This is a genomic window from Glycomyces sp. L485 (genome assembly GCF_022548875.1).
In the GTDB taxonomy this organism is placed as follows: Bacteria; Actinomycetota; Actinomycetes; order Mycobacteriales; family Micromonosporaceae; genus Glycomyces.
In genome coordinates this window covers 63,956-86,786 of record NZ_JAKZEW010000014.1, presented here as the reverse complement: position 1 = coordinate 86,786, position 22,831 = coordinate 63,956, and the positions used below count along the sequence as shown (strand labels likewise).

Here is a 22,831-nt window from a genome sequence, read left to right as displayed (position 1 = left end):
TAGGACCCACAACCCAACCTGACAGTTCCGGATTAATAGCCTCGATTCGTCTGTGTCCTGTGTGGTTTGAGTGATGGTCTGGGTTCTCCCGGTTTGTCCTCGACCAAGGGAGGAGATGCCGGGCCGGGGTGCGTTCCGGTGGCGCCAGCGGTGTTGCTCGCCTGGTGGCAGCCGCGGTTCCTCCTCTCAGCGGCGGGTCGGCGGGTGGGGCCGGTATAAAGCAGCGAGCGGCCAAGCACAAGCATCTTCGCAGGTGAACGGGCACCTTTCGCCCTCAGGTTCCATCAAGAACGTTGGGCCGCAGAATAACTGAGGCGAGTTCTTTGACCGCTCCCTGCCCTCCTCGGTATGCTGAGCGCGCTCAATCGGAGAGGTGTACGGGCATGATCGACACGACGTATGACTTCCAGACCGACACTCCCCCGGGCAAAGACCCCGACGCGTACAGCGACACACTGCACCGCTACCACCGAGCGCTCTGGAGCAAAGAACTTCCAGACGGAACACGCTTCGACCTCGCCGATGGAAGGCCTGGGAGTTACCTCGTCCACAAGTCAGACAAAGGACAGTTCTGGCTCAGCAGCGACGCCGTCATCCCCACGTTCCCGCACAAGGCGGAAGCCATCGTCGCCAAGCTCGACGACGGCGAGTTCGAGGCATTCTGGAACCTGGGCTACACGATCGCTGGAATGATGATCTGGCCGGGCAACAGGGTCGGAACCAAGCAGACGATCAATGGCGCCCGCGGCTTCCACCCACGGATCGCCGACCGGTTCGACCTCACAGTCGAGTGCGTCCGGCGCCACTACGCAGGCCAGCGGAGTCCACTCAGCGACGTTCTCGCCCGGTACGCTGACTTCTTCGCCCTGTTCGAAACATTCGAAGGGTTCATCGACCACTTCCTCCTCCAAGACCTGCTCGACGGCGACCGGGTCCGGTTCGCGATGCCGTTCGACGACTTCGCGATGCCGTCAGTGCCTCGGGACCTGGCAACGTACCGTCGCTACATGGAGACGAGCATGGAGTTCATCCACACCAGAAACGCCCGCATCGCCGCGTATGCCAGGAGTCTTTAACCTCAGCTATTCAGTGGTCGCCGACTCAGAAGCCAGGGATCCGTCAAAGAACTAGCCTCGATTCTGAATCGCCTCGGATTTCTTGGAGGCCTGGCTATCTGGTTTCGGCGGCCGGTAGGGCTGCCGGGGCTTCCCGGCATACTACGGTCCCCCCGTTTCCAGATCGAGTTCAGCCATCAGGGCCAACGACCCCCTCCTGAGTCAATTCCCAGCTCAGCTGAGGATGAACATCCGCACCACACGGCGCACTCACCCGAACGGTGCTCCTTCAACCGCGGCAATACGTCCTAAGCACACGTATCTTCGCAGGTGAACGGGCACCTTTCGCTATCGGAATCCATCAAGGACGTTTGGCCGCAGAATAACTGGGGCTAGCCGTCCCACATTTCCAGGCCTCCTCGGAGCGGCTCGCATCACTCTTCATGTCCCACAGTAGTGTCGCGTCACTGATATAGTGACTACCCGTTAGAGCCCTTACCCTCATGAATGTCATGAAAGCCGACACCTGAACATGACGATCACCCCCTTCTTGAAACATCGCAATCACCCTGCGTCTCGGACGTGCTGGTACCCGGATCTCCTGGCGAGAGGGGGCGAGCAGCGCTGAGATGAGCAAGGAATACGATCTCGAGGCGATCTACAGCGTTGCAAAGGACGTCTGCCCTGACCTGGTCGAGTTCTATGAAGACCAGCTTCAAGCGATCGAGACCGCTGGTGCGGTGCGAGAATCAGCCTTCACTGACGAGTTCCTCGATACCTGGAACGGCATGTATCTGCTGCTGCGCGACGCGACCTACGAGACCGTGATCAACCTCAGGGGGTTCGGCCCGGCTCTTGTAGCGGTGTGCGAGGCCATCGAGGAGCAAGAGGACATCACCGTCACCGAGATGGCGGAGACAGAAAACGAACTTGAAAGTTCCAACTTCGGCACTCTGTTTGACCAGACCTCGGAGACGATGGCCGACAACGCGGCTCCCGATGGATATGTCGATGCCGAAACGCGCTATGACGAGCGAGCGGATGAGCTCCAAGTAACGGCGAACGCGACCGAGTACGACGACCTGACCTATTCGGATGGCGACGAGTTCCGGGGAGTCGAGCCCTCGGATCCCGCCTACGAGACCGAACAGACCGGCGAGGTGCGCCAGGAGGAGTACGACAGCGACGACATCCGAGACGAGCAAGGCCGCCAGCACATCGAGGGCGGCAGCGATCCCGTCTGAGCGTGAAGGCAAGGAGGTGAAGACCAGATGAGTGACAGCGGTGAATACAACCCGTACGACGACCTGCCCGGCATGTACGACGAGTATGCCAACGACCCGGACTCCAGACGCGAGGTCGAGCAGGAGACCGTCGAGCGGGAAGTGGAAGAAGTTGCGGGCTCAGACGAGATCGGCCCTGGCAACCCTCCGGAAGATGTAGCCGGATTTCCGACCCGAGGTCGGCTCCTGGAACGACTCGAGTGGTTCCACGACCCGTTCTCGATGATGGAGGCGCGCCGGCTGGCAGCTGAGACCTGGCCCGATCACGCGAGCTCCATCCTCTCTGGGATCTCGTCCCAGTACGAGACCACGCAGTACCAGAACGACCACGTCACCCGGTACACACCGGTAGGACTCCGCTGGTCTGGCTACCTGCGGTGCCCGGTTCCCGAGGATGCTAAGGAAAGTACGGAACAGGCTCTTCGAGACCAGGCACTGGCATCGGCGGAAGCGCTCATCGCTGACCTGACATTGACCTTCGAGGAGACCGTCCTGCTGGACGGCCAGCTCAACAAGGCCTACTGGACAACTGTGAACACGGAGAAAATCTTCCAGAGGTTCGACTCCTGGTCCGGCGGGTCGGAATACAGGCCTGGCGGTAGCGGATGGCACGGCTACAACAAGATCAACGACATGTTCCAGAACTCCTGGAAGGATGACGCGGCCACTGCGGCCGAGGACCGGTACGGGAAGCTTCAGACGGCTTGCAGGAACAAGGCCGAGCTTTCCCGCAACCTGACTGAAGCGGCGGCGTCGCAGTTGGCCCTGTCCGTCAATAGCCACCTGGCTCTCGACTACGCGATCGACCAGGCACAAGAGGTCGCCGCGTCGAGCGGCCTAGCGTCATTCACCGTGGAAGCCAAGGAACTCACGGGTTTCTCGATCGCGGTAGGTGCCCTTGGGCTGGTCTGGTCGGGCATACCGTGGACGTTGAACGCGACCGGCTTCGCGCTCGGCCTTCTCGCAACCTTCGCGGCCGGCGCCGAGATCGTCGTGAAGTTCGACGCGCCCCAGGACGCGAACGCTGCGGCGAACATCGCTGCCAGCCTCAAACAAGCGGCATATGATGCGCGTGATCAACGTATGGAAGAAGCCTCGTCCGACTCGGCCAAGTTCTGGAATGAGAGCACTCCATTCCAGAGTTTGGTCGGAAGCCCGGAGTTCATACCTGGAAGCGGCGGGTAGATGCGGAAATCATTGGAAGTCTTGACCGAAGGTCGCCGCGTTGCGGTCGGGGTTCTCGTCGGGATTGCGATCGCCGCGACGGCGGCATGCACCAGTGACGATGAGCCGCCATCGGAAGGCGTGCCTGAACCGACTGATATGAGCCAGTGGAAAATGGAGATGGATGGCTGGGAAACGATCTGCTCGACACTAGCGTACGAAGCTGTGACCGCTCAGATTAGCGAACAGAATCCTGAGATCCAGGAGGACCCTTCGGGACTGGTCGGGTCAAAGGAGTGCGTCTTCTCAGTCGAGGTAGAGTGCGAAGACGATTCTTCCATGGACTCGCGGGAAGCGACGATAGCAATCTCGTTGCGTCCGTATCGTAGTGATCAACTCGCGGCCCTCTCGTACTACGATGTTCCGGGGTCCGGACATCAGGAGTTCTTCGATGATCCGCCTGAACAGCGTCCTATCGGCGGTTGGCTGGACGTGTGGATGGATGATACGAGCTCCGATAGCAGGGGGACTGACGTCCGGGCATCTGGACTGGCGGACTTCTATATCATCAGGCTGAGTTTGAATGCACCGAACTGTCTGATCCCGGAAGACTCACGTCGGTCACTGGAATCGTGGATGGAAGAAGAATATCTTCCAAACGTGCATGAGAATATCGAGGATCGGCTCGCCAGGACCTGACGTCAGGTCATGGGAATTCTAAGTGCTCCCTCGTAAGCCATTCACCTGACCGGGTCTTCACTTCGTTCGGCTCGTTTGTGTTCGTCCCTATTGGGTTGCGGACCGAGGGCGGTGGTCGGCAGCCTTCCGGACGAGTAGACATGCGCCGCGCTGCCTCACCAGCAGTCGTATTATTTGCCTCCAACAGAAAATCTTTTGTAAGCTGTGGGGATGAGGTTTCTCAACCGGACGTATGAGCTGCAACTGCTCCGTGAGCGCGTCCAGTCCGACCGTGCGGATTTCCTGGTCGTCTACGGACGCCGGCGCGTCGGCAAGACCGAGCTGCTGAACCGGCTCGCGGACGAGGTGCGGTCGCTGGTGTTCGAGGGCTCCGAGACCACGGAGACCGACCAGCTCGCCGCGTTCGCCGCGGAGCTGGCGCTCGCCGAGGGCGCCGACCCTGCCACGGCCGAGCCGCTTCCCTCTTGGAGGGCCGCGCTCGACCGGCTCTCCGAATTCGTGGGAGCCCAGCGAACGCTAGTGGTCCTGGACGAGTTCCAATTCCTGGCGAGGCAGTCGAAAGGCTTGGAGAGCCTGATCAACATCTGGTGGCGCAAATCAGGCCGCCACCTGCCGATCACCTTCATCGTCTCGGGCAGTGAAGTCTCGTTCTTCGAAGACGAAGTGCTCGCCGGGACCATGTACGGGCGGCGCACCGGCCAGCTCAAACTTGAGCCGTTCGGAGTCCCGGACGCAGCGCTCTTCCACCCCGCCTACAGCTTCGAAGACCGGATCAGGACCTACTCCGTCTGCGGCGGGATCCCTTACTACCTTGACAGGTTCACCGATGACGCGCCCGTCGCCGAGCACCTTCTCAGCGAGGTGCTCAGACCGACCGGTTTCCTCCGGAACGAGGGAGAACTGCTGCTGCGTCAGTCGCTTGCGAACCCCGCCCACTACATCGCAATCCTCAAATCGATCGCCCAAGGGCACAACCGGAACTCGGCGATCGCCGACCGGACCGGCCTCGAACCTTCCGCGATCTCCAAGGCCCTGCGAGTGCTCGAACGCCTCGGTCTGGTCGAGGAGATGAAGCCGATCACCGCACCGATCGGTTCCAAGAAGACCGCCTACCGCATCGCCGACCAGTTCATGCGCTTCCACTTCCGCTTCGTGGACCCCAGCAGCGGCAGGCTCGGCACCGACCTGTTGGCGCGCAACTACTTGGAGCATTCCGTGCTCCCGGCCTTCGACCACTTCGTGTCCGAGACCTGGGAGGAGATCTGCCAGGACTACACCCTCCGGCGGGAGACGGGCTTGTACAAGGTCGGCCGCTGGTGGGGCAAGGTTCCCACCGGGGAGGGCAGGCGGGTCGAGATGCGGGAGATCGACGTGGCCGGTGTCGACCACGACGGCCGTGCCGCGGTGGTCGGCATGTGCAAGTGGACGAACTTCGAGGTGGACTTCGACGAGCTCAATCTGCTCGATCGCCTTATCCCGCATATCGAGCGCCGGGTGGATTCGCCGGTCCGGTACCTGTTCTCCCGCAGCGGCTTCACCGAACGACTCCGGAAGCACGCTGAGAACGACACTCAGTTGAACCTCGTCACCCCGGCTGACATCTACCGATGACCTTGGAACCGTTCAAGGTAGCGATACCCATCGCTGCCAGGTGACTCATTCCAACAGCGAGGAAGAGCGGCTGCATTCACCAAGCCCGAGACCCACACGGGCACAGACACTCTGACACTTGGTCGGATATCTGACACAATCCGACACGCGTGCGACACACAGGATGATCTTGTAACGAACTGCTCACGCTCTCTACAATTCGACTCCATGACAGAAAGCGACGACGGGATCCCCGGCCCGCCCCCGCTCATGGAGCTGGCCCGTCAGCTCCTCTCAGAACGGACCCGGGCTCGACCCAGGCGTCCCAAGGGATACGAGAAGACCGAGATTCCCCCGACATCTGCTCGCCGAAGACTTTGAGCCGCTTGGAATCGGGGAAGTACCGGGACCTCAAGGTCGGCACCGTGCTCGCGTTGCTCCGTTTCTACCGGACACCGCACGGTCTGGTCGACCGCATCGCGATGCTCGCGGAAGCGTCGAGGGCGAACGACTGGTGCAGCCACTACGCGAGCGTTCTCGCGGCGGCGGTCAGAACAACAGCTGTGTCGAGGTGCGCCTCAACGGCGAGTATCCGCAGGTCTCGGACAGCAAGCTCGCCGACGACCGCCCCATCCTCACAGTCAGCACCAGCAGCTATGAAGCCCTGCTGGCCTGGGTGAAGGACTCCCCCGCCCAGTAGGGAGCACGTCGGTCCGGCGTGGAGGCGAGCGGGCCTCGGCTCACCCGACAGCACCGCCTCCGATTGCGACGGCGGCGGAACCCGAGAACCCGCCGCCCGTCGCCACTCCCCCAAGCACCCCGAGGAGCGGCATGAATGAGCAGGCCCGCGAGCATCCCCTCAAAGGGCGGTTCGACGTCGACGCCGCCCGCTGGGTGCGCCCCGACGCCGAGGACGGCACCCCGGGCGAACTCGAGATCGGTTTCGCCCCAGACTGTCTCGTGGCCATGCGCCGCGCCGACGACCCCAGCGGCACGATCCTGATATACACCCCCGAGGAGTGGGAGGCGTTCGTCGGCGGCGTCCGAGACGGCGAGATGGACTTGAGCGTCCTCGCCGCCGACGCCCGCAACGCCACCGACGCAGACGCAGACGCAGACGCAGACGCAGACGACGCGTAGCCGACTCCTCCGACCAGATCCCGGGCACCACTCGGGACATTCCGCGTGGACATTTTGTCCGCCACCCCGTGTCCATCCCGCCTGGCGAACCCGTCCGCCTGACGGACCCGCCTGCCAGAATCAATGCTTGTGTCGCTGTTTTCCCTGCTCTTAGGCTTGTCGCATCAGCCGGTCGCCACCGACTGAGATCCATAAGCGACAGCACTACGGCATCAGGGAGCAACGCGATGACACGAGAGCGGCCACCGCTGGAACCCGGCAAGGTCTACGGCACCTTCGCCAACGCGTCCGGCGCGACCTTCGTCCTCCGGGCCAGCGCCGGCGGCCACCGCGTCGGCGTGCGCCTGCACCACGACGAGGGCCCGGAAATCGCGGTCGTCTGTTTGCCTCTAGATCCCGCTCAGCGCCTCATCCGCTGGCAGGGGCTCCTGTGGTCCTCGAATACGAACGAGTGGAAACAGGAGGTCAAGGACCTGGCGTTCGGGACGATCGACCGCGTGCTCCGCGCCCGTCCCTCCGAGGAGGCCCGGTCGTGAGCGGGTTCTCCGCGCTGCTGGCGCGCAGCGTCTTCGCGCTTCGGCTCCCGCATATCAACAAGGGCTCCGCCGTCGATGGTGGCGACGGCGGTCCGGGACCGGGCGGCGACGGCGCGCCGCCCGCTCCCGATGACGCGGCCGCGGCTGACCAGATGCCGGCTCCTCCCGCAGCCGCGGCCGCGTCGAATCCCAGCCGAAGCGGCGCCTACCGGGCCGTCGTCTTCGATCCGCCGCACACCGACACCGGTGACGGCCTGGACTTGGTGGGGTCCGGGCGCCGCGTCACGGTGTCATGCTGCCGCTGCCCGCGCGTACTGCGTCTCTCCGCCTCGGGCTACGGGGAGATGGCGCGCCGGGCCGAGGCGGCCGGGTGGCGATACACACCGGGCGGTCACCTCCACGACCGCGCCTGGTGTCCCGATTGCGCCCGAGCGCCGGGAAGGCCGTCGATTGAACGCTCGACACGACCGCCTCCCGGCGGGACCGGCCGCCGCGCCAAGCGCTGATCCGGCGCGGCGGCCGGTCCGGCCCCCATTCATGACGCTGCTGGGTTGCGTGGAGGTCGACGGCCTCGCGGTGGAACTGGTGTGGTCGAGGCTCTCGGACACGGTCCTGGCGGACTTCCGGGACGTGGAGCCGCGCCGGATCGGCACCGCGCTCTTCAACGGCAGGCCCGAGCCGGTGTTCGTCGCCCAGCCCGGGCACTTGGACTGGCTGGGGTATGAGAACCGCGAGTCGCGCATCTTGACGGCGGCGGTGCGCCTGTACCGAATCCGCCGCGAAGCCTAGGAAGCCTCCGAGCCGTCGTGGCTCCGCGCCTCCTCGGCGCTGGGGTTCTATGAGTCCCAAGTTCAGCACCTGTCGGAGTTCGTAGTACGCAAGCGCAGCCCACGACGGTCGCTGAACAGCTGAACCGTTCGCGCTGAGTATCGCCTGATCTCAAGGCACCCACGGGCAGTCTTGTACCCCTTTGATTCCGGAATACCTGTACGGTATGGAATGGGCGAACGCATTCCCTCACAGAGTGTGCCCGAATCTACCCCACCATCCAAAGCAGGAAGTCGACCTCGATGAGCCGATCTCTCGACGACTACATCACCGAGACTGATCATTCAGCCACCCTCCAAAGCAAGCTGAACCAGTTCGAGCGGGCGCTCACACGGCGCTGGAGACGCGAGGCCGTCGAGCAGATCGACCGGCGCGAACCGGTCAAGACGTTCCTCGCACGCAGCAGCGGCCCGTACGGAGCGCCGGACGTCTCGCCATACATGACGCTCGAAGTCCAGCACCACAAGGCGCACTGCGCCTTCATCGACTGGGTCATGAACGGCCAGGACGGTGATCTCGGCTCGGTCAGCTGCGACGGCGCGACCGGCCTCATGCCCGGCGACAACCAACTGATGTACGACTACGCCTACGACCCGCCGCGGGTCGTAGAGATGCCGTTCAACATCGACTGCCCGATCGGACAGTTGATGTCCGATATCGAAGACTGGGCCTGGGGAGAGCGACTCACGATCAAGAACAAGCTGCCGAAGTTCGACGGCCACGACGTGTCGAAGCTCGAGGCCGCCTACGAAGCCGCTGAAGCCCTTCGCGCTGCCACCCTGTCCGACTACGGTGGTGTCGACATCACCCAGGGCGAACACAATGACCTGGCGGGAAGCAGCGACCTTTCCGGTACGGTCGCCAAGATCTGGTCCAAGGACAGCGACAGCCGAGACTGGTGGGTCGAGTGGTCGGGCCTGGCGGCAGAGCACGTGAAGGGGAACTTCTGCACCTCGACGGGCCCGACGCTGATCAACCACTCCCTGATCGCGACAGCGCTGGCGAACCTAATCAGCCAGCGAGCCGCGATCATCGAGAAAGGCCGGAACAACGGGATCTACTGGATCGAGCAGACCACGGTCAAACTCGACGATCATTCGATGTCCGAGGACTCGACCGACCTCGTCCCCGGCTGGAAGGCCGTGCAGGGTATCGGAGCGAGCATCGCCCTGTACGGTGCCGGAACCGGTCCCGGTGCGGCTCCCGCGGCTGCGACCGGCGGCGCGGTCTCGTTGCTGGGCTTCCTCGGCGAGAACCTGTTCGGAGAGTGGAAGACCTCCTCGTTCCCCGAGCAGATGGAGGAGCTCGTCGTCAATCTCTCCGACAGGATCGACTCCCTCAACGAGAATCTCGAAACCCACGAACAGGAGTACTCCGCAGGAGTCTCTTCCGCTCGTGGGGCGGTCAATGACGCCAGCAGCTTCGATCTGGAACTGTACGACCTCACCGAGAACTCCTCCGGCGGCGTCGCAGACAAGGGGGCCGCAGACGGATACGACGTCAACATCAGCAATGTCCTCACGCTCGCCGAACATTGCGAGGCGGCCGCAGTGGCGTACGAGGACCTGCTCAGCAACTTCTCCGATCTGCTCGATGCGGCTCCGCACTTGGCCGACAAGAACGGGGATCCGACTACGGGAGACGAAGACCTGGCGGCGATGTGCGAAGAGCTTCACGGCTTCTTCAAGACCACCGCGGCCCGCTACTACCTCGCCTTCGAGGAGATCAAAGCAGCGGCCGAAGCTTACGCCGACGCCGACGACACATCCGCCGGGTCCTTCGACCGCACCATGGAAAGCTGGGGGCGAGACGGCGTCGGGACCGCCGAACCCGGGATCGACGTGGAAGCGGCGGCAGAGGACACCGAGCGCGCAGAGGGCGCCGACGACAATCCGTACGATGGTGCGCTGACCGGTGACGGCACCGTCTACTACACCGAAGAGAATTCGTCCAGGTACTGAGGAGTCGAACAATGGACCGAACCAGGGCCTGGTCGGCTCTCGCGGCTGCCGCGCTGCTAGCGGTAGGCACCTCCTGCACCGCTTCCAACGATCCGTCGGAAGACGGATCACAGGCGGCTACGTCTGAGCCACAGACGGTCGAACCGTCGCCATCTGAGCCGCTGTTCGGTGAGTCCATGCCCGAGGCGTTCTGCGATTCGATCATCGAGACGCTTCCATTGCCACACGCAGAAGTCCTCACCTACGAGGTCTACCAGGAGGACGGCGATGCCGGGCGGCTCGATCCGGTCCTCGGATACGAGTGCAGGATCTCCCCGGTCTCCTCTGGGTACAGCGACATGTCCACGCTGGGCGGCACCGCGCATCTGAAGCTGAACTTCAAGCGCGCCGAGGAGGACGTCACAGGCAACGACTACGATTGGCAGACGCTCGAAGTCCCCCCGGCGGAGCTCTCCGTCTCAGACTGGGCGGGATTCATCACCGATCATGAGGCATCCGAGGCGACTTTCACCTGCCGGGCCTCATTCAATGAGGGATGCGAAGACGGTGCCGAGATCGGCGCCGAGGGCGAGGAGTTCGTGCTGGAGGGGTCCTATGTCAACCTCTACCTCTACGCGGACGTCAACCTCTGGGGAGACGCCGCCGACGACGATGCCGAAGCGCTCGCATCCGAGATCTTCGGCTCAGTCTTCGGGCGGTTCGCGGAGGAGGTGGAGCGGGGCTAGTGTCCTTGGGCGGTAGTTCGTCGTTAGTCGCTCCTCCTTCACCGCGCCGTCGTCGGTGGAGGCCGAGACGACGTCCAGGCACTTGCCCGAGTGGCGGGCCACGATCTCGACGTAGCCGTCACCGGTATCGCGCAGCTCCTGGCCCGAAGGCCAGTGCGACGACGTGACCGAGATCCTCGCGCCGCCCGAACACGTCGGGCCGGCATCCACCTACGAGCACATCAACGAGTTCGGAGCTTCGATCGCGCCCAGGTGCACCTTCCAGGCCGAGAACGAGTACGCCATGGCAGAAGCCGGTGAGCCCTTCTTCTGGTTCCAGGTCGATGTGGAGATCGCCCCGGAAGCGATCTCGGCTTCCAACCCCGATTCTTTTCAACAGTTGGCCGCCGCTCCAACAGAACTCGACCCCCGGGACTGGCTCCTCCACCTCAAGGATCAGGGCCAGCGTGAGGTTCCGGTCGACTGCGCGGAGGATGCTACGGGTTGCGCCGCCGGGGACGAAACGACCGTTCAGGCGGAATACTTCGAGTTCTGGGCGGTCTACGGCAATCTGTACGTGGAGTTCCACGTCAACTTCTACAACGCGGCCGATACCGAGGCGTTGTCCGAGCAGGCGGCGGCGATGTACGGAGAAGTCTTCGACCTTCTCGCAGAATCGATACCGCGAGAGCGCGACTGAACAAGCCGATGCGCTGACGATTGAGCGATGTGGCTGGTTCCCAGTCCAACGTTCTCTGGGAGAATGCCGATCATGTCCACACCCCTTGAACTCACCGAAGCAGGCTTGGCCGTGCTCCGCGAATATTCGGCCCGCGGCGAGACGCTCACCTACGGAGCCTTGAACCGGGAACTCGGGAGCCCGTTCAAGCACGGCGGCAACTTCCCCGGCCAGATCGGACGGCTCTGCGACGACGTCAACGCCCACCATGACGCCACGACGGGTCTGCCGTTCATGATCTCGGCACTCGTCCACAGGGGCGACACTCACCTGCCCGGCCTGGGATTCTTCGAGTTGGCCGATCGTCTCGGGGCGCTCCCGAAAACGGACGATGAACAGGCCAAGCGCCGGTTCGTGGCCGACCAGCTCAGTGCGATCTTCGCTCACTATCGGAACTGGTAACCAGGCTGGATTCCTCATGACAGACGTGGAAATCCGCCCTGTTCGCGCCGACGAGCTGGAGGCGGTCGCCGGACTCCGCTGGCGGTGGGAACTGGAGCACACGCCCGAGCCGCTCGTCCCCGAAGACGAGTTCGTGCGGTACTTCGTCAGGTGGTCGAGACTCAATGCCGACTCGCATCATTGCCTGGTGGCGGTCCGCGAAGGCACGGTCATCGGCATGGCCTGGCTGGCGGTGACCGCGCGGGTCCCGACACCGATGTCACTGGAACGAGCCGTCGGCGACCTGCAGTCCGTATACCTGGTATCCGAGGAACGCGGGAGCGGATTGGGGAGCCGCCTTGTCCAGGCGGTGATGACGCACGCCGAGGAAGCGGGTTTGATGCAGGTGACCGTGCACTCCGGCAGCCGCGCGATCCCGATGTACGTCCGCCAGGGCTTCGAGGCGTCACCGAAGCTCATGATGGCTTATGGGAGGACGCACGTGCGCTCTCGATGATCAACTGACTCAAGATCTCCACGGTCACCTCCCACAACACCTGACCGTTCAGGCCGCACCCGAACCCGTTGCAGCCGGCCGATGAGAGGAATGCGGAATGGCGCTCGAACGCTCGGAACCGGATGAAGAGCAGCTGTGGCAGGAAGGCTCCCTCGGCACTCTGGAAGTGCGTCGTCTCACCAGTGGACGTCCGTTCTGCGCCGGCATCTTGCTGGTACGCGATGGCAAGTTGCTCACAACCTTGAGCGCCGAAGACATCAGCGCCCGAGAGGCCAGCGGAACGGACTGGTTCGTCGGCGGTGTCGGCGGCGGCCAGGAACCGGGCGAAGATATATGGGCCTGTGCTCGGCGCGAGGGCCTAGAAGAGCTGGGGGTGCCGCTCCGGCTCACCTCGTCAACCGAGACCTACCTGCATGACGGCGACAGCGATGAGCTTCGGCGGACGCGCTCGACGAACCAGCCCGGACCATTCGCCTTGCAACGGCGACGGAACAGAGACGCCACCAGGCCGTTTCGGCCAGGTCTGCCAGCGGGACCGTTCACGTATTCCGGAATCTTCCATGCCGAGTTCCTCGACGAGGAGCCCGCCTTCCGACCAGATGATCCCGACATCGCAGCGTTGGTTTGGTTTCCGCTCGACGCCTGGAGCGCCCTCGCCGGAGATCCGGCATTCGCGGACCTGAGAGCAAGAGGGGCGACGATCGCGGCGGGAGGCCCGATCGCCGATGACGCCCGAATACACCTGTCGGCTGCCGAAACACTGCGGGTGGTGGCGCCGCTCCTCGCCGAAGAGCTCCACGGCAACAGGACCTGAAGCGGACCGCATGGACCACGCCCGCCGTACTCAACGAATGACTCAACGTGAATCCTAGACACTACTGAGGCGTTGGCTCGGTCAGATTCTCTTCCATGAACACTGCGGATGCTGTGCTGTGACGCCAGGTACACAGCGGCAGCGAGGCCCCGCAGTGCCTCCATCTCTCGCTACCTGGCTTGCTCGATCAGTGCCTTCTGGTAGTCGATCACAGCTAGACAGCGGCCGCTGTCGGCCTCGAGTTCAGGGGTCGGAACGTCGAATTCTCGCAGCAGAACCGCCTCATAGCACGACCAGAGAATGTTGAAGGCGACCTGGGGGTGCATGACGTCGTCTCCAGCGCTGAAGAGCGTGCCGACGGCCATCACAAGACTGCCGACACCGTCCTCGGTAACATCTTCGAGGAGCCGGTCGAATTCAGCCTCATACTCCGGCGACATTGCCGGGTACACGATCCCTTGCCTCATTGCCCGTCGAGCCAGTTCGAGCCCGGCCGAGATGAACGACTGAGCGGAACCGTCCTCGATCGGCAGCGACATGTTCTCCAGCGTCCAGGTGATGGCATCGACCGCCAGCTTGAGCCGCCCAGCGGCGCTGATGGCGCCGATCGTGGCTTCGAACTGGTCCATCTCTTCGTTCCAATAGAACATGGCAGTATTCTCCCCTGCTACCATCCCGCCAGGTCGGCGCCATCGTAGTTGTCGGTGCGGTCCTCACAGAACTGTTTCGAGTCTGGGCTTGAGTTGCTTCGGTCGCATGGCTGCCGCGACGGCGATAGGCGAAGCGGCGGTTTCAGACGGCCCTGGTCGGTCGCGTTCAACATGATCTGCTCGGCGTGGGTTTGCTTTGGATCGACGCTGGTGTATTTCTTGCCGAAGATCCGCTCGTATCCAAGCTCTTGCGCCTTAGCTTCCATTGCAGGCGCGGTACGGTTCCCGCTGACCGAGTAATACAGCTTGCCGTCCGCGTCCTGGGCTGTCGCCACCGTCGTTCCGTTGTGACGGCGTCTGTCGGCCTTGACGGTGTCATGGATAGTCTGAGCGTCCTGCCGAAGCTCATCGTCGGTCTTCCGCTTCGGCGTCTGGCTCGGCGTGACATCGGTGTCCTTCGGCTTGTCGATGTCAGGTTTCTTGCCGCCGCCCTTGGCTGTGCGAAATACCTTGGCGTCGTCAAGAACTTTCGCGACAACCTTCCCGCCTGCGGCTTTTGCTTGGCGTGGGGGATTCTTGCGAGCTCTAGCCATTGAGCACCATCTCGATCGCCATGCCGATGAGTTGGTCGACGATGATGCCGGTGATGGTCTTGAAGATCGGGATCTGGACCAGGGACGCACCGAAGGTGACCGCCGCGGTCGCGATCGCCTGAGCGATCTGGAAGGCCAATATCACCAACTGGGCGATCACCTGGAGCTTGAGTGCCAGCACCACGCCTGCGGCGATCGTCAAACCAATGTTGATGATGTTGGTCGGATCGGCGGCGTCGGCGATGTTACGCACCGCCGACTCGGCGTCGCCCCACTCCGAGGCGAATGCGTCGATTTCGGCGCCGACGTTGTTCTCCAGCAGCGTCTTCGCCGCCGTGTTCAATGATTCGACCTTGCCGGAGATCTGGTCGGCCATACCTGTCCACGCGCCTGCGAGGTTGAAGATCGATTCCTCGTCGGATTCGGGGAAGTCGTAGCCGATCATGCTCAGCAGGCCGGTCAACTCTTCAGGCAATTGGATGCCCATGAGGTGTTTCTTCTGGTTGCAGAGTCGGGAAGGGAGAGTGGGGCAGCGGGGTCAGCCGCCGAGCTCGTCGAGGAGGCTGTTGAAGATCGCGGTGGTCTCGTCGTCGACGGTCTGGTGGTTGTCGGCCATCTCGCGCAGGGATTGCGCGTAGTCGCTCAGTTCCTCGATATTGGTCGAGAAGCACTCGGTGAGCCCGTCTGTGCAGGCCTGGTGGGCGATGCCCACCAGCATGCCGATCTCGTCGCCGCCGAAGGCGTCGGCGAACTGTTCCAACGCCCCGGTGAACTGGTCGAGCAGGCCCTGCACTTCCTCGGCGGAGGCGTCGAGATTGTCGGCGGCCTGCCGCATCGACTCAGGGTCGATGTCGAAACCGGGCACGTCTATCGCCCCCCGTGGAGTTTGCCCATGACCTCGCTGATCGAGGCGCTCATGGCCTGGAACTGGCGCAGGGACCGGTCTTGGATCTCGGCGACCGAGTCGTTGACCGCCTCCAGATCGGGCACCGGTTCATCGGTCCCGAGCGCTTCGGCCCGTTGGTCAAGTGCCTCGTTCACTGCCAGCTTGAGCTGCTCGGCGACATACTCGGAACCTTCCTTGAGGACCCTGGGGTCGAGTTCGAACCGTTCGATGCGGCCTTCGGTTCCGACCGTCACCCGCAGGCGGCCGTCCGCCGCCTCGGCGGTCACTGGTTCGACCTGGCTGTCTTCAGGGGAGGCGATCGCGTTCTGCAGGGTCGCACGCGCGTCCGCCAGCTGCTGTGCGATCTGGTCTTCTCCGAACACCCTGACCTCCAACTGCGCATCAACCGTCATGAATGAGTCTCAGCTTATCCAAGTAGTGTTACTGGCGCACAATGCGACTGCTCCGTCGCCTCGAGGGTGGAGTAGAAGCTCGTGTCATAGATGATGTCTCGGAGGGATTCGCGGACCCGAAAGTCAAGGAACTGGTCGAGGAGTACCGGGAGTACTTGAAGACCGCGTGCGGGCGCCTCTACACGGCAGGCGAGCAGATCAAGGCTGCCGCTGAGGCCTACGCCTCGGAGGAGATCGCAGAGCCGCTTTCGACGCGGTCATGGAGGACTGGGACGAAGGTTCAGCTCTGAGTCACGCCGGCGACTGGTCGCAGGACACCGACCGCAGTGGCTGGTCGAGGCCGATCCCGGGAGCGCCTTCCTAAGTCCAGGACACGACGCCCGGCGGCAACGACACCGGCGGACCGGAATATGAGACGGAGTTGAGTGGGGAATGAGAATCGTTGCGGCGGTGGCGGCCGTCGTGCTTCTGTTGGGGGGCTGCGCTGCGGAGGACCCCGACGAGGACACCTCGGAATCGCCGACCACCCCGGCGTCACCGACAGAGCAGCCGGAGGAGATCGCTGTCGCCGCTGTCTGCGAGGCGCTTGTCGCGGCGGCGGCGCTTCCGGGAGGTGGTGCTGTCGAATACACCGTGGAATACCCCGAGCAGACCGGTTGGAACTCGCCCTCGTGCCGCATCGAGCCGGACGGGGAGTACTACGACGTGGCGGGCGAGTCCGCATCGTTCGGGCGGGCCTACTTCGAGTATGGAATGGTCCCCGACGAACAGCTCGACCAGGTGGACTTCCCGGAGTACGACCCCGGCGCCCCCGAGGAGTTGCTGACCCTTGACCAGGCCGAGCATCTTCCCGCGGAGACCTTGCCGTGCGCGGACGAGCCGTGCGCGGACGGCATCCACGGCTACCAGTACAACTTCCGCTTCGAGACCGTGGCGGAGGACATTACCGTGATCGCGGAGTTCGACTACATCACCACCGACGTGAGCGGCGAGCTGCGGCCCGAGTACCGGAGCCAGGCGGTCGCGGCGTTCAACGCCTCGATGGAAGTCATCCTCGCCGAACTCCAATGACCGGTCCGGCCGAGCCTCGGGTTGGAGTAGCGCCTTCGAGCAGAGAGCGTTGGTCACCCCGCCTTGGGCGGGGTCGAGCCCGGCGCCAACGACGAAGTGGACTACGAGACCGAACTGTGAGACAAGTAGTGGATCCGGATGCACTCGCCGCCTCAGCGCGCAACGCGCAGCATCTCACCGGCATCGCGTTCGCGAAGTCTGATGCCGCGCGGCCGCCGATGCCCACCGGCAGCGTCGACCGGATCGTGACCAATCCGGCCTGGGGACGCCAAGTCGCCACACTGCAGCACTTCCCCGCACTCCTGGCAGCGTGGCGGCGCATCATCGCCGAAGACGGGCGGCTCGTGTGCCTGGTACCGCCGGAGTTCCTGCGTCGCTTCGAAGCCGAGCGATCAGATTGGAAGCTCCTCGAGAGCCGTCAGGTCAGCCTGTCGGGACAGCACCCGGTCATCGCCATGGCCGAGCCGAAGCGCAGATGAAAGTGGCCTCGAGCGAAGGAATCAAAGCGCGACCACTGCCGCGCTGCAAGTATCGAAAGGCATCTTCGCCGCTGCTTCGGCCAGCCGGAGCCGGGCGCGCGGGGTCAGGGCTGCGTTAGCGTGGAACATGAAGGCCTCCTGGTCGTGAAGCGGTGCACTAGACAGCTCCACTTCACGACCGGAGGCCTTCACCTGTCAGGCGAACCGCCATCACCAGGCGGAACAAGGTCCCTGGACATCACAGAGCTAGAGGCTCCAGTGCTGGTTGGTACCGTCCCAGCAGTCGTATTGCTGGAGTCGGGCGCCGTCGTCGGTGGAGGCCGAGACGACGTCCAGGCACTTGCCCGAGTGGCGGGCCACGATCTCGACGTAGCCGTCACCGGTATCGCGCAGCTCCCACTGCTGGTGAAGGCCGTCGCTGCAACCCCACTGCTCGATCCGGGCGTTGTTGTCGGTCGAGGCGTCCACGACGTCCAGGCACTTGCCGGAGTGCGAGGCCACGATCTGGAAGTAGCCGTCACCGGCGTTCTCCAGGCGCCACTGCTGGTTGTCGCCGCCGTGGCAGTCCCACTGGATGGCGTCGGCCCCGTTGTCGGTGGAGGCCGAGACGACGTCCAGGCACTTGTCGGAGTGCCGGGCCACGATCTCGGTGGTGGTGGAGGGATCGGTGTTCGCGAACACCACGCGGACGGCTTCGCCCTCGTTGACGGTGATGTCGATGTTCCCACCGCTCACGTCGTGGGACCGGCTGCCTTCGCTCACCCAGTCGTCGTTCGCGTCGTAGAAGCCGACCTCGACGGAGCTCACGTCCCCGTATTCCTCGGGGAACGAGTAGGTCCCGCCGTTGTCGATGCTGATCAGCGCGAATTCGGTGGCGCTGCGCTGGACCGCGATGCCCTGGCCGCCGGTGGAGGTCGCGTAGTTCACGTTCACGTCGGCCAGCGGTTTTGTCACGTCGACCGAGGCGGACGCGGTGCGGTTGTACGTCTGGAGGTGGGAGCCTCCGGCCTCGACCGGCGCCTTGGTCGCCAGGTCGACGCTGATCTTGTTGATGGTGTGGTTGAGGTCGCGGATCTCGTAGGAGACCTGCTTGCGGGTGACCTCGTGGGTGTCCGGGTCGAAGTCGTACAGGCCGAAGTTGGAGCTGCCGGTGTCCGAGTAGCCGTCGGTGGCGGCGTAGAGGTTGTGCACCGCGCCTCCGGCGATCGAGTTGAACTTCATGACGTGCGCGTTGCCGCTGCCCGCGAAGGTCTCCATGACCATCGGGAGGTTCTGGCCCTGCGCCCACGTCGAGGTTCGGCCGTAGTCGTAGAAGGTGTCGATGTTCGTTGTGTACGGGTCATAACCGATGAAGTCGATCGTGTTCTGCCCCTGGGCGCGCAGCTGCTCGTTCTCGGCGACCGGTCGGGCGTCGCCGACGGTGTTGACGCGGGTGTAGATCGGGTAGTCGGAGTCCTTGACGACCTGGCCGAGCTCGGTCAGGTAGTCCAGCAGCACATCGCGCCGGAACTGGGCGGCGTCGGTGTAGCCGCCGTCGTTCCACAGCGCGTTGCTGTAGTCGGAGTAGCTGCGGTCCGAGGAGACGCCCCACTGGAGCTGGGCCACGTTGGGCTCGTTGGTGACCTGCATGCCGACGGTCGTGTGCGCGGTGTCGTAGGCCGCGAGGTGGTCCATCACCTCGCCGAGCACGAACTTCTCGCGCTCGAGCAGGTTCGGGTCGGTCTTGTCGAACAGGAAGTTGTCGCCGCTCTGGAGCGGGTCGCCGTTCTCGTCGACGACGAGCTGGTAGTCGTTCCAGGCGTAGTCGGGGACGCGCATGGGGATGGAGTGGCCGGTCGACTCGTGGCTGAACCACAGCAGTTCCAGTTTGAGCCCGTACTCCTCGCACCAGTCGATGTACTTCTCCAGGTCGGTCCAGTCGAAGTTGTTCTTCGAGGGCTCGACCTGGGACCACCAGATCGGGATGTTGACGACGTTGAAGCCGTCCTCGGCGATCATCTGCAAGATCGGCTTGAGCTCGGCGTCGGTCCAGCCCTTCTGGTACCGCTGGTGCTCGTATCGGAACTGGACCCCGCTGTGATAGAACGGCTTGCCGTCGACCAGCAGGACTTCCTTGTCGTAAGTGGTCGTGTCGACTTTCGAGACCGGTTGGGTCTGGGCGGTCGCGGGCCCCGAGGCGAGGACTACTCCGGTCAGGGAGGTGGCCGCGATGGCCAGGGTCGCCAGCAGCGCGCCCCATCTCCTCGGTCGTTTTCTGGGTACGGACGACATCATCCCGCACTCCTTTCGTCGCATGGCGATTGCTTGATCCGAATATGTAGATATGTAATGTGAGAAGCGGCCCCCTCCGGAGATCCGGAGCGGGCGGCGTCGGGCTATTTCAGACCGGTGGTGGCGATGCCTTGACGAGGTATCGCTGGCCGAGCAGGAACACGATGAACACCGGGACGAGCGTCACGATCGACATGGCGAACAGCGACCCCCATGAGGCCCCGGCGGTGGCCCGCCGCATCGCGGTCGAGCCTCCAGAAGCCCTTCTCGTCCGTACCGCTGCGGCTAGATGAAGCGCCAGAGGTGGCCGTCGGTGCCGTTGTCCCCCCATTGCACGATCTGCGCTCCTTCGGAGGTGGACGTGCCGTCGACGCCGAGGACCTTGCCGCTGTTGGCGTTCTCGATCCGGAAGTAGCCGTCGGCGCCGTAGCGCAACCGCCACAGATGGTCGTCGGTGCCGTTGTCGTCCCATTGCAGGATGCGCGCGCCGTCGTCGGTCGACATGTCCTCGACACCGAGGACCTTGCCGCTGTGGCTGTTGCGCAGTTTGAAGAATCCGGAGTCGACCTCGGCGGTCCACAGGTGGTCGGCCGTGCCGTTGTCGCCCCACTGGATCGCCAGGCCCCCGTTGGAGGTCGACATGTCGTTGATCCCCAGGACGAGCCCGCTGTGCAGATTCTGCAGGCGACGCGCCCCGTCCGGCACGAACCGCCACCGGTTGTCGGCGCTGCCGTCGTCGGGTGACTGGACCGCATAGGCGCCTTGCGAGGTCGAATCGTTCTCGATACCGAGCAGCTTGGCGGTGTGGAAGTTGCGGATCTCGTGCGTGCCGTCGCCGGCGTCGTCGATGATCCACAGGTGGTCGTCGGTGCCGTTGTCCGACCACTGCAGGATGCTCGCGCCGTCGGCCGTGGACATGTCCTCGACGCCGAGGACCTTGCCGCTGTTGAGATTGCGCAGTTTCAAGTACGAGCCGTCGACCACCGGCACCCAGTTGTGGTCGAGCGTGCCGGTGTCGCCCCACTGCATCGCGAGACCTCCGTCGGCGGTCGACATGTCCTCGATGCCCAGTACGAGGCCGCTGGCGGCGTTGAACAGCCGGAAGTTTGCCTCGACCGCCTGCCCGCCCTCGCCAGGCGCGTCCCAGTAGACGGTGTAGTTGTGGCCGTGGGCGTCGTAGAACGGCCCCAGGTTGACCGCGGACCCGTTCGCGGTGGCGGTGAACGCGAGCGAGGTCGAGCCGGTCCGCTCGATCGACGCCACGTCCAAGGTGGGCAGCTCGCTGAGCGAGGTGTCGCCGTAGTCGCCCGAGAGGACCACCGGACCGTAGACGGCCGCCGAGACGTTCGCGTCGTCGTTGGCCGCCCGCATGACCACGCTCATCGGCAGACGCACCGCCACGGTGTCGCCGGAGACCCAGGCGCGGGTGAGGTTCGCGTAGGTACCCGGGTCGGTGGCGATGCCCTGCGCCTCGCCGTTGACGCTGATCGTCGCGCCTTCGGCCCAGCCCGGAATGCGGACGCGCATGGTCCACGTGCCCTCGGCGGCGCCGGTGACCGCGAGGGTCGTCGTGTCGCCGACCGGGTAGTCCGTGGTCTGCGTGACCGTGATGCCCCGGTCGGCCCACTCCAGCACCGACGGCGTGAACAGGTTGACGAACAAGGTCGTGTCGTCGTGGGCGTAGACCGAGTCCATCAGCTTCGTGAAGGTCTCCAGCGCCGTGCCCTGGCAGCACCAGAACGAGTCGTAGTCGGTGCTCCAGGTCCCTCCGCCCCAGGCCGGGCCCACGCCGCGGCGGCCTCCCGGCTCCAGCGGCGTGAAATAGGTGATGTGCCCGTGGGAGTCGGCCGGGTTCTGCCAGCCGATCATGTGGCCCAGCATGGCCTGCTCGTAGAAGTCGAAGTACGCCGCGTCCTCCGGGTCCAGCAACCACAGCTCCCGGGTCAGCTTCAACATGTTGTAGGTGTTGCAGCCCTCGCAGGTGTCGTCCACCAGATGCCCGGCGATGGCGTTCGGCGCCCGGAAGTGCTCGGCCTGGCTGTTGCCGCCGATGGCGTACGTGTGCGCGTCGACCACCATGCCCCAGGCGTTCGCGGCGATGTCCAGGTACCTCGTGGTGCCGGTCGCCTTGTACTCGCGGGCCGCGCCGACCCACTTGGGCACCTGCGTGTTCGCGTGGAGTCCGCTCAGCCGGTCCTCGTTCACCGCCAGTGGGTCGAATACCGCGGCGTGGTCGAACCGCTGCGCCGCGGCCAACCAGCGCTCGTCCCCGGTCTGCTGGTAAAGGTCGGCCAGGACCGCGTTCATGCCGCCGAACTCGGTGGCCAGGACCGACTGCATCTGGCTCTCGCTCAACCGCCCGGTGCGCCAGTCGACCCAGCCGGCGAATGCGAGCAGCACGTCGCGGGCCTGGGTGTTGCCGATGTACCGCCACGCGTCCAGCAGTCCGGCGAGGGTCTTGTGGAGGCAGTAGTACGGCACGTTGCCGTTCGAGAGCGACCCCGACTCCAGGCTCGTGAACTCCGATTCGGGGAAACCGGAGAGGTATCCGGTGTTGAACCCGGCGGCGGCGTTGTTGGCCTGGCACGCGGCGAGCTCGTCGACCATTTGGTTCGCCTTGTCGCGGCATGTGGTGTCGCCGAGCACGGCCCACGCCTGCGCCCAGGCGGTCAGGAAGTGGCCCTGGAAGTGGGACCGGAACGGGAAGTTCGGGGCGTCCCAGCCGCCGTTGGAGTTTGCGCCGCCCGTCGACAGGCCGTGGGTGGCGCGGAAGTTGTAGAGCAGCCGGTCGACATCGACGAACCGCAGGTAGTTGAGGGTGCGTTCCTGGTTGTCCATCCACCGGCCGGAGGTCAGTCTGACCTCGCCGAGCTCGAACGGATGGGCCGCGACGCCGAAGTCGGGCCGGGCGGGCGCGAGCGCGGCGGACGCCGCGCTCCCGCCTGCGATCGGGACGGCGGAGGCGATCGCGGCCGCACCGGCGGTCTGGAACAGTCTCCGGCGGCTCACACTCGAGCGTTTCATCTGGGGGGGGTTCCTCTCGAGGAGTCGGGCGAT

Annotated in this window: 28 protein-coding genes; 19 read left to right on the top strand and 9 right to left on the bottom strand. The window is 64.3% G+C overall.

The window, feature by feature from the left end:
* Positions 1 to 383: 383 nt before the first annotated feature.
* From L0U85_RS09665 to L0U85_RS09610, 12 genes are all read left to right on the top strand, one after another.
* Positions 384 to 1,076 carry a hypothetical protein gene (locus tag L0U85_RS09665; RefSeq protein ID WP_241377554.1) on the top strand — a complete coding sequence of 231 codons (693 nt, stop codon included), beginning with the start codon at positions 384 to 386 and terminating at the stop codon, positions 1,074 to 1,076.
* A gap of 608 nt (positions 1,077 to 1,684) precedes the next feature.
* On the top strand, positions 1,685 to 2,299 hold the full coding sequence (locus L0U85_RS09660) for a hypothetical protein (RefSeq protein WP_241377553.1): 615 nt from the start codon (positions 1,685 to 1,687) through the stop codon (positions 2,297 to 2,299).
* Between the two features lie 27 nt (positions 2,300 to 2,326).
* Positions 2,327 to 3,523 (top strand): hypothetical protein, encoded by a 1,197-nt coding sequence (locus tag L0U85_RS09655; RefSeq protein ID WP_241377552.1) that lies wholly within the window; start codon positions 2,327 to 2,329, stop codon positions 3,521 to 3,523.
* A 21-nt stretch (positions 3,524 to 3,544) separates the two neighbouring features.
* Positions 3,545 to 4,201, top strand: coding sequence for a hypothetical protein (locus L0U85_RS09650; protein WP_241377551.1), 657 nt, complete (start codon positions 3,545 to 3,547; stop codon positions 4,199 to 4,201).
* 210 nt (positions 4,202 to 4,411) lie between these two features.
* A complete protein-coding gene (locus L0U85_RS09645; protein WP_241377550.1) occupies positions 4,412 to 5,812 on the top strand; it encodes an ATP-binding protein in 1,401 nt (466 codons plus the stop codon).
* A 493-nt stretch (positions 5,813 to 6,305) separates the two neighbouring features.
* Positions 6,306 to 6,491, top strand: coding sequence for a DUF397 domain-containing protein (locus tag L0U85_RS09640; RefSeq protein ID WP_241377549.1), 186 nt, complete (start codon positions 6,306 to 6,308; stop codon positions 6,489 to 6,491).
* A 131-nt stretch (positions 6,492 to 6,622) separates the two neighbouring features.
* Complete coding sequence (locus L0U85_RS09635; protein ID WP_241377548.1) at positions 6,623 to 6,931, top strand: DUF397 domain-containing protein; 309 nt, start codon at positions 6,623 to 6,625, stop codon at positions 6,929 to 6,931.
* 227 nt (positions 6,932 to 7,158) lie between these two features.
* The gene (locus L0U85_RS09630; protein WP_241377547.1) at positions 7,159 to 7,467 is read left to right on the top strand and encodes a hypothetical protein; all 309 of its coding nucleotides are present in this window, start codon (positions 7,159 to 7,161) and stop codon (positions 7,465 to 7,467) included.
* Positions 7,464 to 7,973: a hypothetical protein gene (locus tag L0U85_RS09625; RefSeq protein WP_241377546.1), complete on the top strand. Its 510-nt coding sequence runs from the start codon at positions 7,464 to 7,466 to the stop codon at positions 7,971 to 7,973. Before L0U85_RS09630 ends, L0U85_RS09625 begins: the two co-directional genes overlap by 4 nt.
* Positions 7,974 to 8,004: 31 nt before the next feature.
* Positions 8,005 to 8,256, top strand: a complete 252-nt coding sequence (locus tag L0U85_RS09620; RefSeq protein ID WP_241377545.1) for a hypothetical protein — start codon at positions 8,005 to 8,007, stop codon at positions 8,254 to 8,256.
* 281 nt (positions 8,257 to 8,537) lie between these two features.
* Positions 8,538 to 10,256: a hypothetical protein gene (locus L0U85_RS09615; RefSeq protein WP_241377544.1), complete on the top strand. Its 1,719-nt coding sequence runs from the start codon at positions 8,538 to 8,540 to the stop codon at positions 10,254 to 10,256.
* A gap of 11 nt (positions 10,257 to 10,267) precedes the next feature.
* The gene (locus L0U85_RS09610) at positions 10,268 to 10,981 is read left to right on the top strand and encodes a hypothetical protein (protein WP_347177408.1); all 714 of its coding nucleotides are present in this window, start codon (positions 10,268 to 10,270) and stop codon (positions 10,979 to 10,981) included.
* Here the strand turns inward: L0U85_RS09610 and L0U85_RS21265 are convergent.
* A complete protein-coding gene (locus L0U85_RS21265) occupies positions 10,940 to 11,191 on the bottom strand; it encodes an RICIN domain-containing protein (RefSeq protein WP_347177407.1) in 252 nt (83 codons plus the stop codon). The genes L0U85_RS09610 and L0U85_RS21265 overlap by 42 nt on opposite strands.
* On the opposite strand from L0U85_RS21265, the gene L0U85_RS09605 reads away from it, so the two are divergent.
* From L0U85_RS09605 to L0U85_RS09590, 4 genes are all read left to right on the top strand, one after another.
* Positions 11,145 to 11,660, top strand: coding sequence for a hypothetical protein (locus L0U85_RS09605; RefSeq protein WP_241377542.1), 516 nt, complete (start codon positions 11,145 to 11,147; stop codon positions 11,658 to 11,660). The two genes, L0U85_RS21265 and L0U85_RS09605, sit on opposite strands and share 47 nt — an antisense overlap.
* A 72-nt stretch (positions 11,661 to 11,732) precedes the next feature.
* Complete coding sequence (locus L0U85_RS09600; RefSeq protein WP_241377541.1) at positions 11,733 to 12,101, top strand: hypothetical protein; 369 nt, start codon at positions 11,733 to 11,735, stop codon at positions 12,099 to 12,101.
* 16 nt (positions 12,102 to 12,117) lie between these two features.
* Positions 12,118 to 12,597: a GNAT family N-acetyltransferase gene (locus L0U85_RS09595; RefSeq protein ID WP_241377540.1), complete on the top strand. Its 480-nt coding sequence runs from the start codon at positions 12,118 to 12,120 to the stop codon at positions 12,595 to 12,597.
* 97 nt (positions 12,598 to 12,694) lie between these two features.
* Positions 12,695 to 13,411: an NUDIX hydrolase gene (locus tag L0U85_RS09590; RefSeq protein WP_241377539.1), complete on the top strand. Its 717-nt coding sequence runs from the start codon at positions 12,695 to 12,697 to the stop codon at positions 13,409 to 13,411.
* 170 nt (positions 13,412 to 13,581) lie between these two features.
* On the opposite strand, the gene L0U85_RS09585 is transcribed toward L0U85_RS09590, so the two are convergent.
* The 5 genes from L0U85_RS09585 to L0U85_RS09565 are packed head-to-tail and all read right to left on the bottom strand — an operon-like array spanning position 13,582 to position 15,953.
* Positions 13,582 to 14,061, bottom strand: coding sequence for a hypothetical protein (locus tag L0U85_RS09585; protein ID WP_241377538.1), 480 nt, complete (start codon positions 14,059 to 14,061; stop codon positions 13,582 to 13,584).
* Positions 14,062 to 14,078: 17 nt separating this feature from the next.
* Entirely contained in the window at positions 14,079 to 14,654 is a 576-nt protein-coding gene (locus tag L0U85_RS09580) for a hypothetical protein (RefSeq protein WP_241377537.1), read from the bottom strand.
* A complete protein-coding gene (locus L0U85_RS09575) occupies positions 14,647 to 15,141 on the bottom strand; it encodes a hypothetical protein (protein ID WP_241377536.1) in 495 nt (164 codons plus the stop codon). Before L0U85_RS09575 ends, L0U85_RS09580 begins: the two co-directional genes overlap by 8 nt.
* Before the next feature lie 51 nt (positions 15,142 to 15,192).
* Positions 15,193 to 15,519 carry a WXG100 family type VII secretion target gene (locus L0U85_RS09570; RefSeq protein WP_241377535.1) on the bottom strand — a complete coding sequence of 109 codons (327 nt, stop codon included), beginning with the start codon at positions 15,517 to 15,519 and terminating at the stop codon, positions 15,193 to 15,195.
* Between the two features lie 2 nt (positions 15,520 to 15,521).
* Entirely contained in the window at positions 15,522 to 15,953 is a 432-nt protein-coding gene (locus L0U85_RS09565; protein WP_241377534.1) for a YbaB/EbfC family nucleoid-associated protein, read from the bottom strand.
* A gap of 41 nt (positions 15,954 to 15,994) precedes the next feature.
* On the opposite strand from L0U85_RS09565, the gene L0U85_RS09560 reads away from it, so the two are divergent.
* From L0U85_RS09560 to L0U85_RS09550, 3 genes are all read left to right on the top strand, one after another.
* A complete protein-coding gene (locus L0U85_RS09560; protein ID WP_241377533.1) occupies positions 15,995 to 16,243 on the top strand; it encodes a hypothetical protein in 249 nt (82 codons plus the stop codon).
* A 142-nt stretch (positions 16,244 to 16,385) separates the two neighbouring features.
* The gene (locus tag L0U85_RS09555) at positions 16,386 to 17,024 is read left to right on the top strand and encodes a hypothetical protein (RefSeq protein ID WP_241377532.1); all 639 of its coding nucleotides are present in this window, start codon (positions 16,386 to 16,388) and stop codon (positions 17,022 to 17,024) included.
* Between the two features lie 116 nt (positions 17,025 to 17,140).
* On the top strand, positions 17,141 to 17,503 hold the full coding sequence (locus L0U85_RS09550) for a hypothetical protein (protein ID WP_241377531.1): 363 nt from the start codon (positions 17,141 to 17,143) through the stop codon (positions 17,501 to 17,503).
* A 246-nt stretch (positions 17,504 to 17,749) separates the two neighbouring features.
* Here the strand turns inward: L0U85_RS09550 and L0U85_RS09545 are convergent, their stop codons facing one another.
* From L0U85_RS09545 to L0U85_RS09540, 3 genes are all read right to left on the bottom strand, one after another.
* Complete coding sequence (locus L0U85_RS09545) at positions 17,750 to 19,777, bottom strand: RICIN domain-containing protein (protein WP_241377530.1); 2,028 nt, start codon at positions 19,775 to 19,777, stop codon at positions 17,750 to 17,752.
* Positions 19,778 to 19,883: 106 nt separating this feature from the next.
* Positions 19,884 to 20,015, bottom strand: coding sequence for a hypothetical protein (locus L0U85_RS20630; protein ID WP_277605603.1), 132 nt, complete (start codon positions 20,013 to 20,015; stop codon positions 19,884 to 19,886).
* A gap of 44 nt (positions 20,016 to 20,059) precedes the next feature.
* Positions 20,060 to 22,798 (bottom strand): beta-L-arabinofuranosidase domain-containing protein, encoded by a 2,739-nt coding sequence (locus L0U85_RS09540; protein ID WP_241377529.1) that lies wholly within the window; start codon positions 22,796 to 22,798, stop codon positions 20,060 to 20,062.
* Positions 22,799 to 22,831 lie beyond the last annotated feature (33 nt).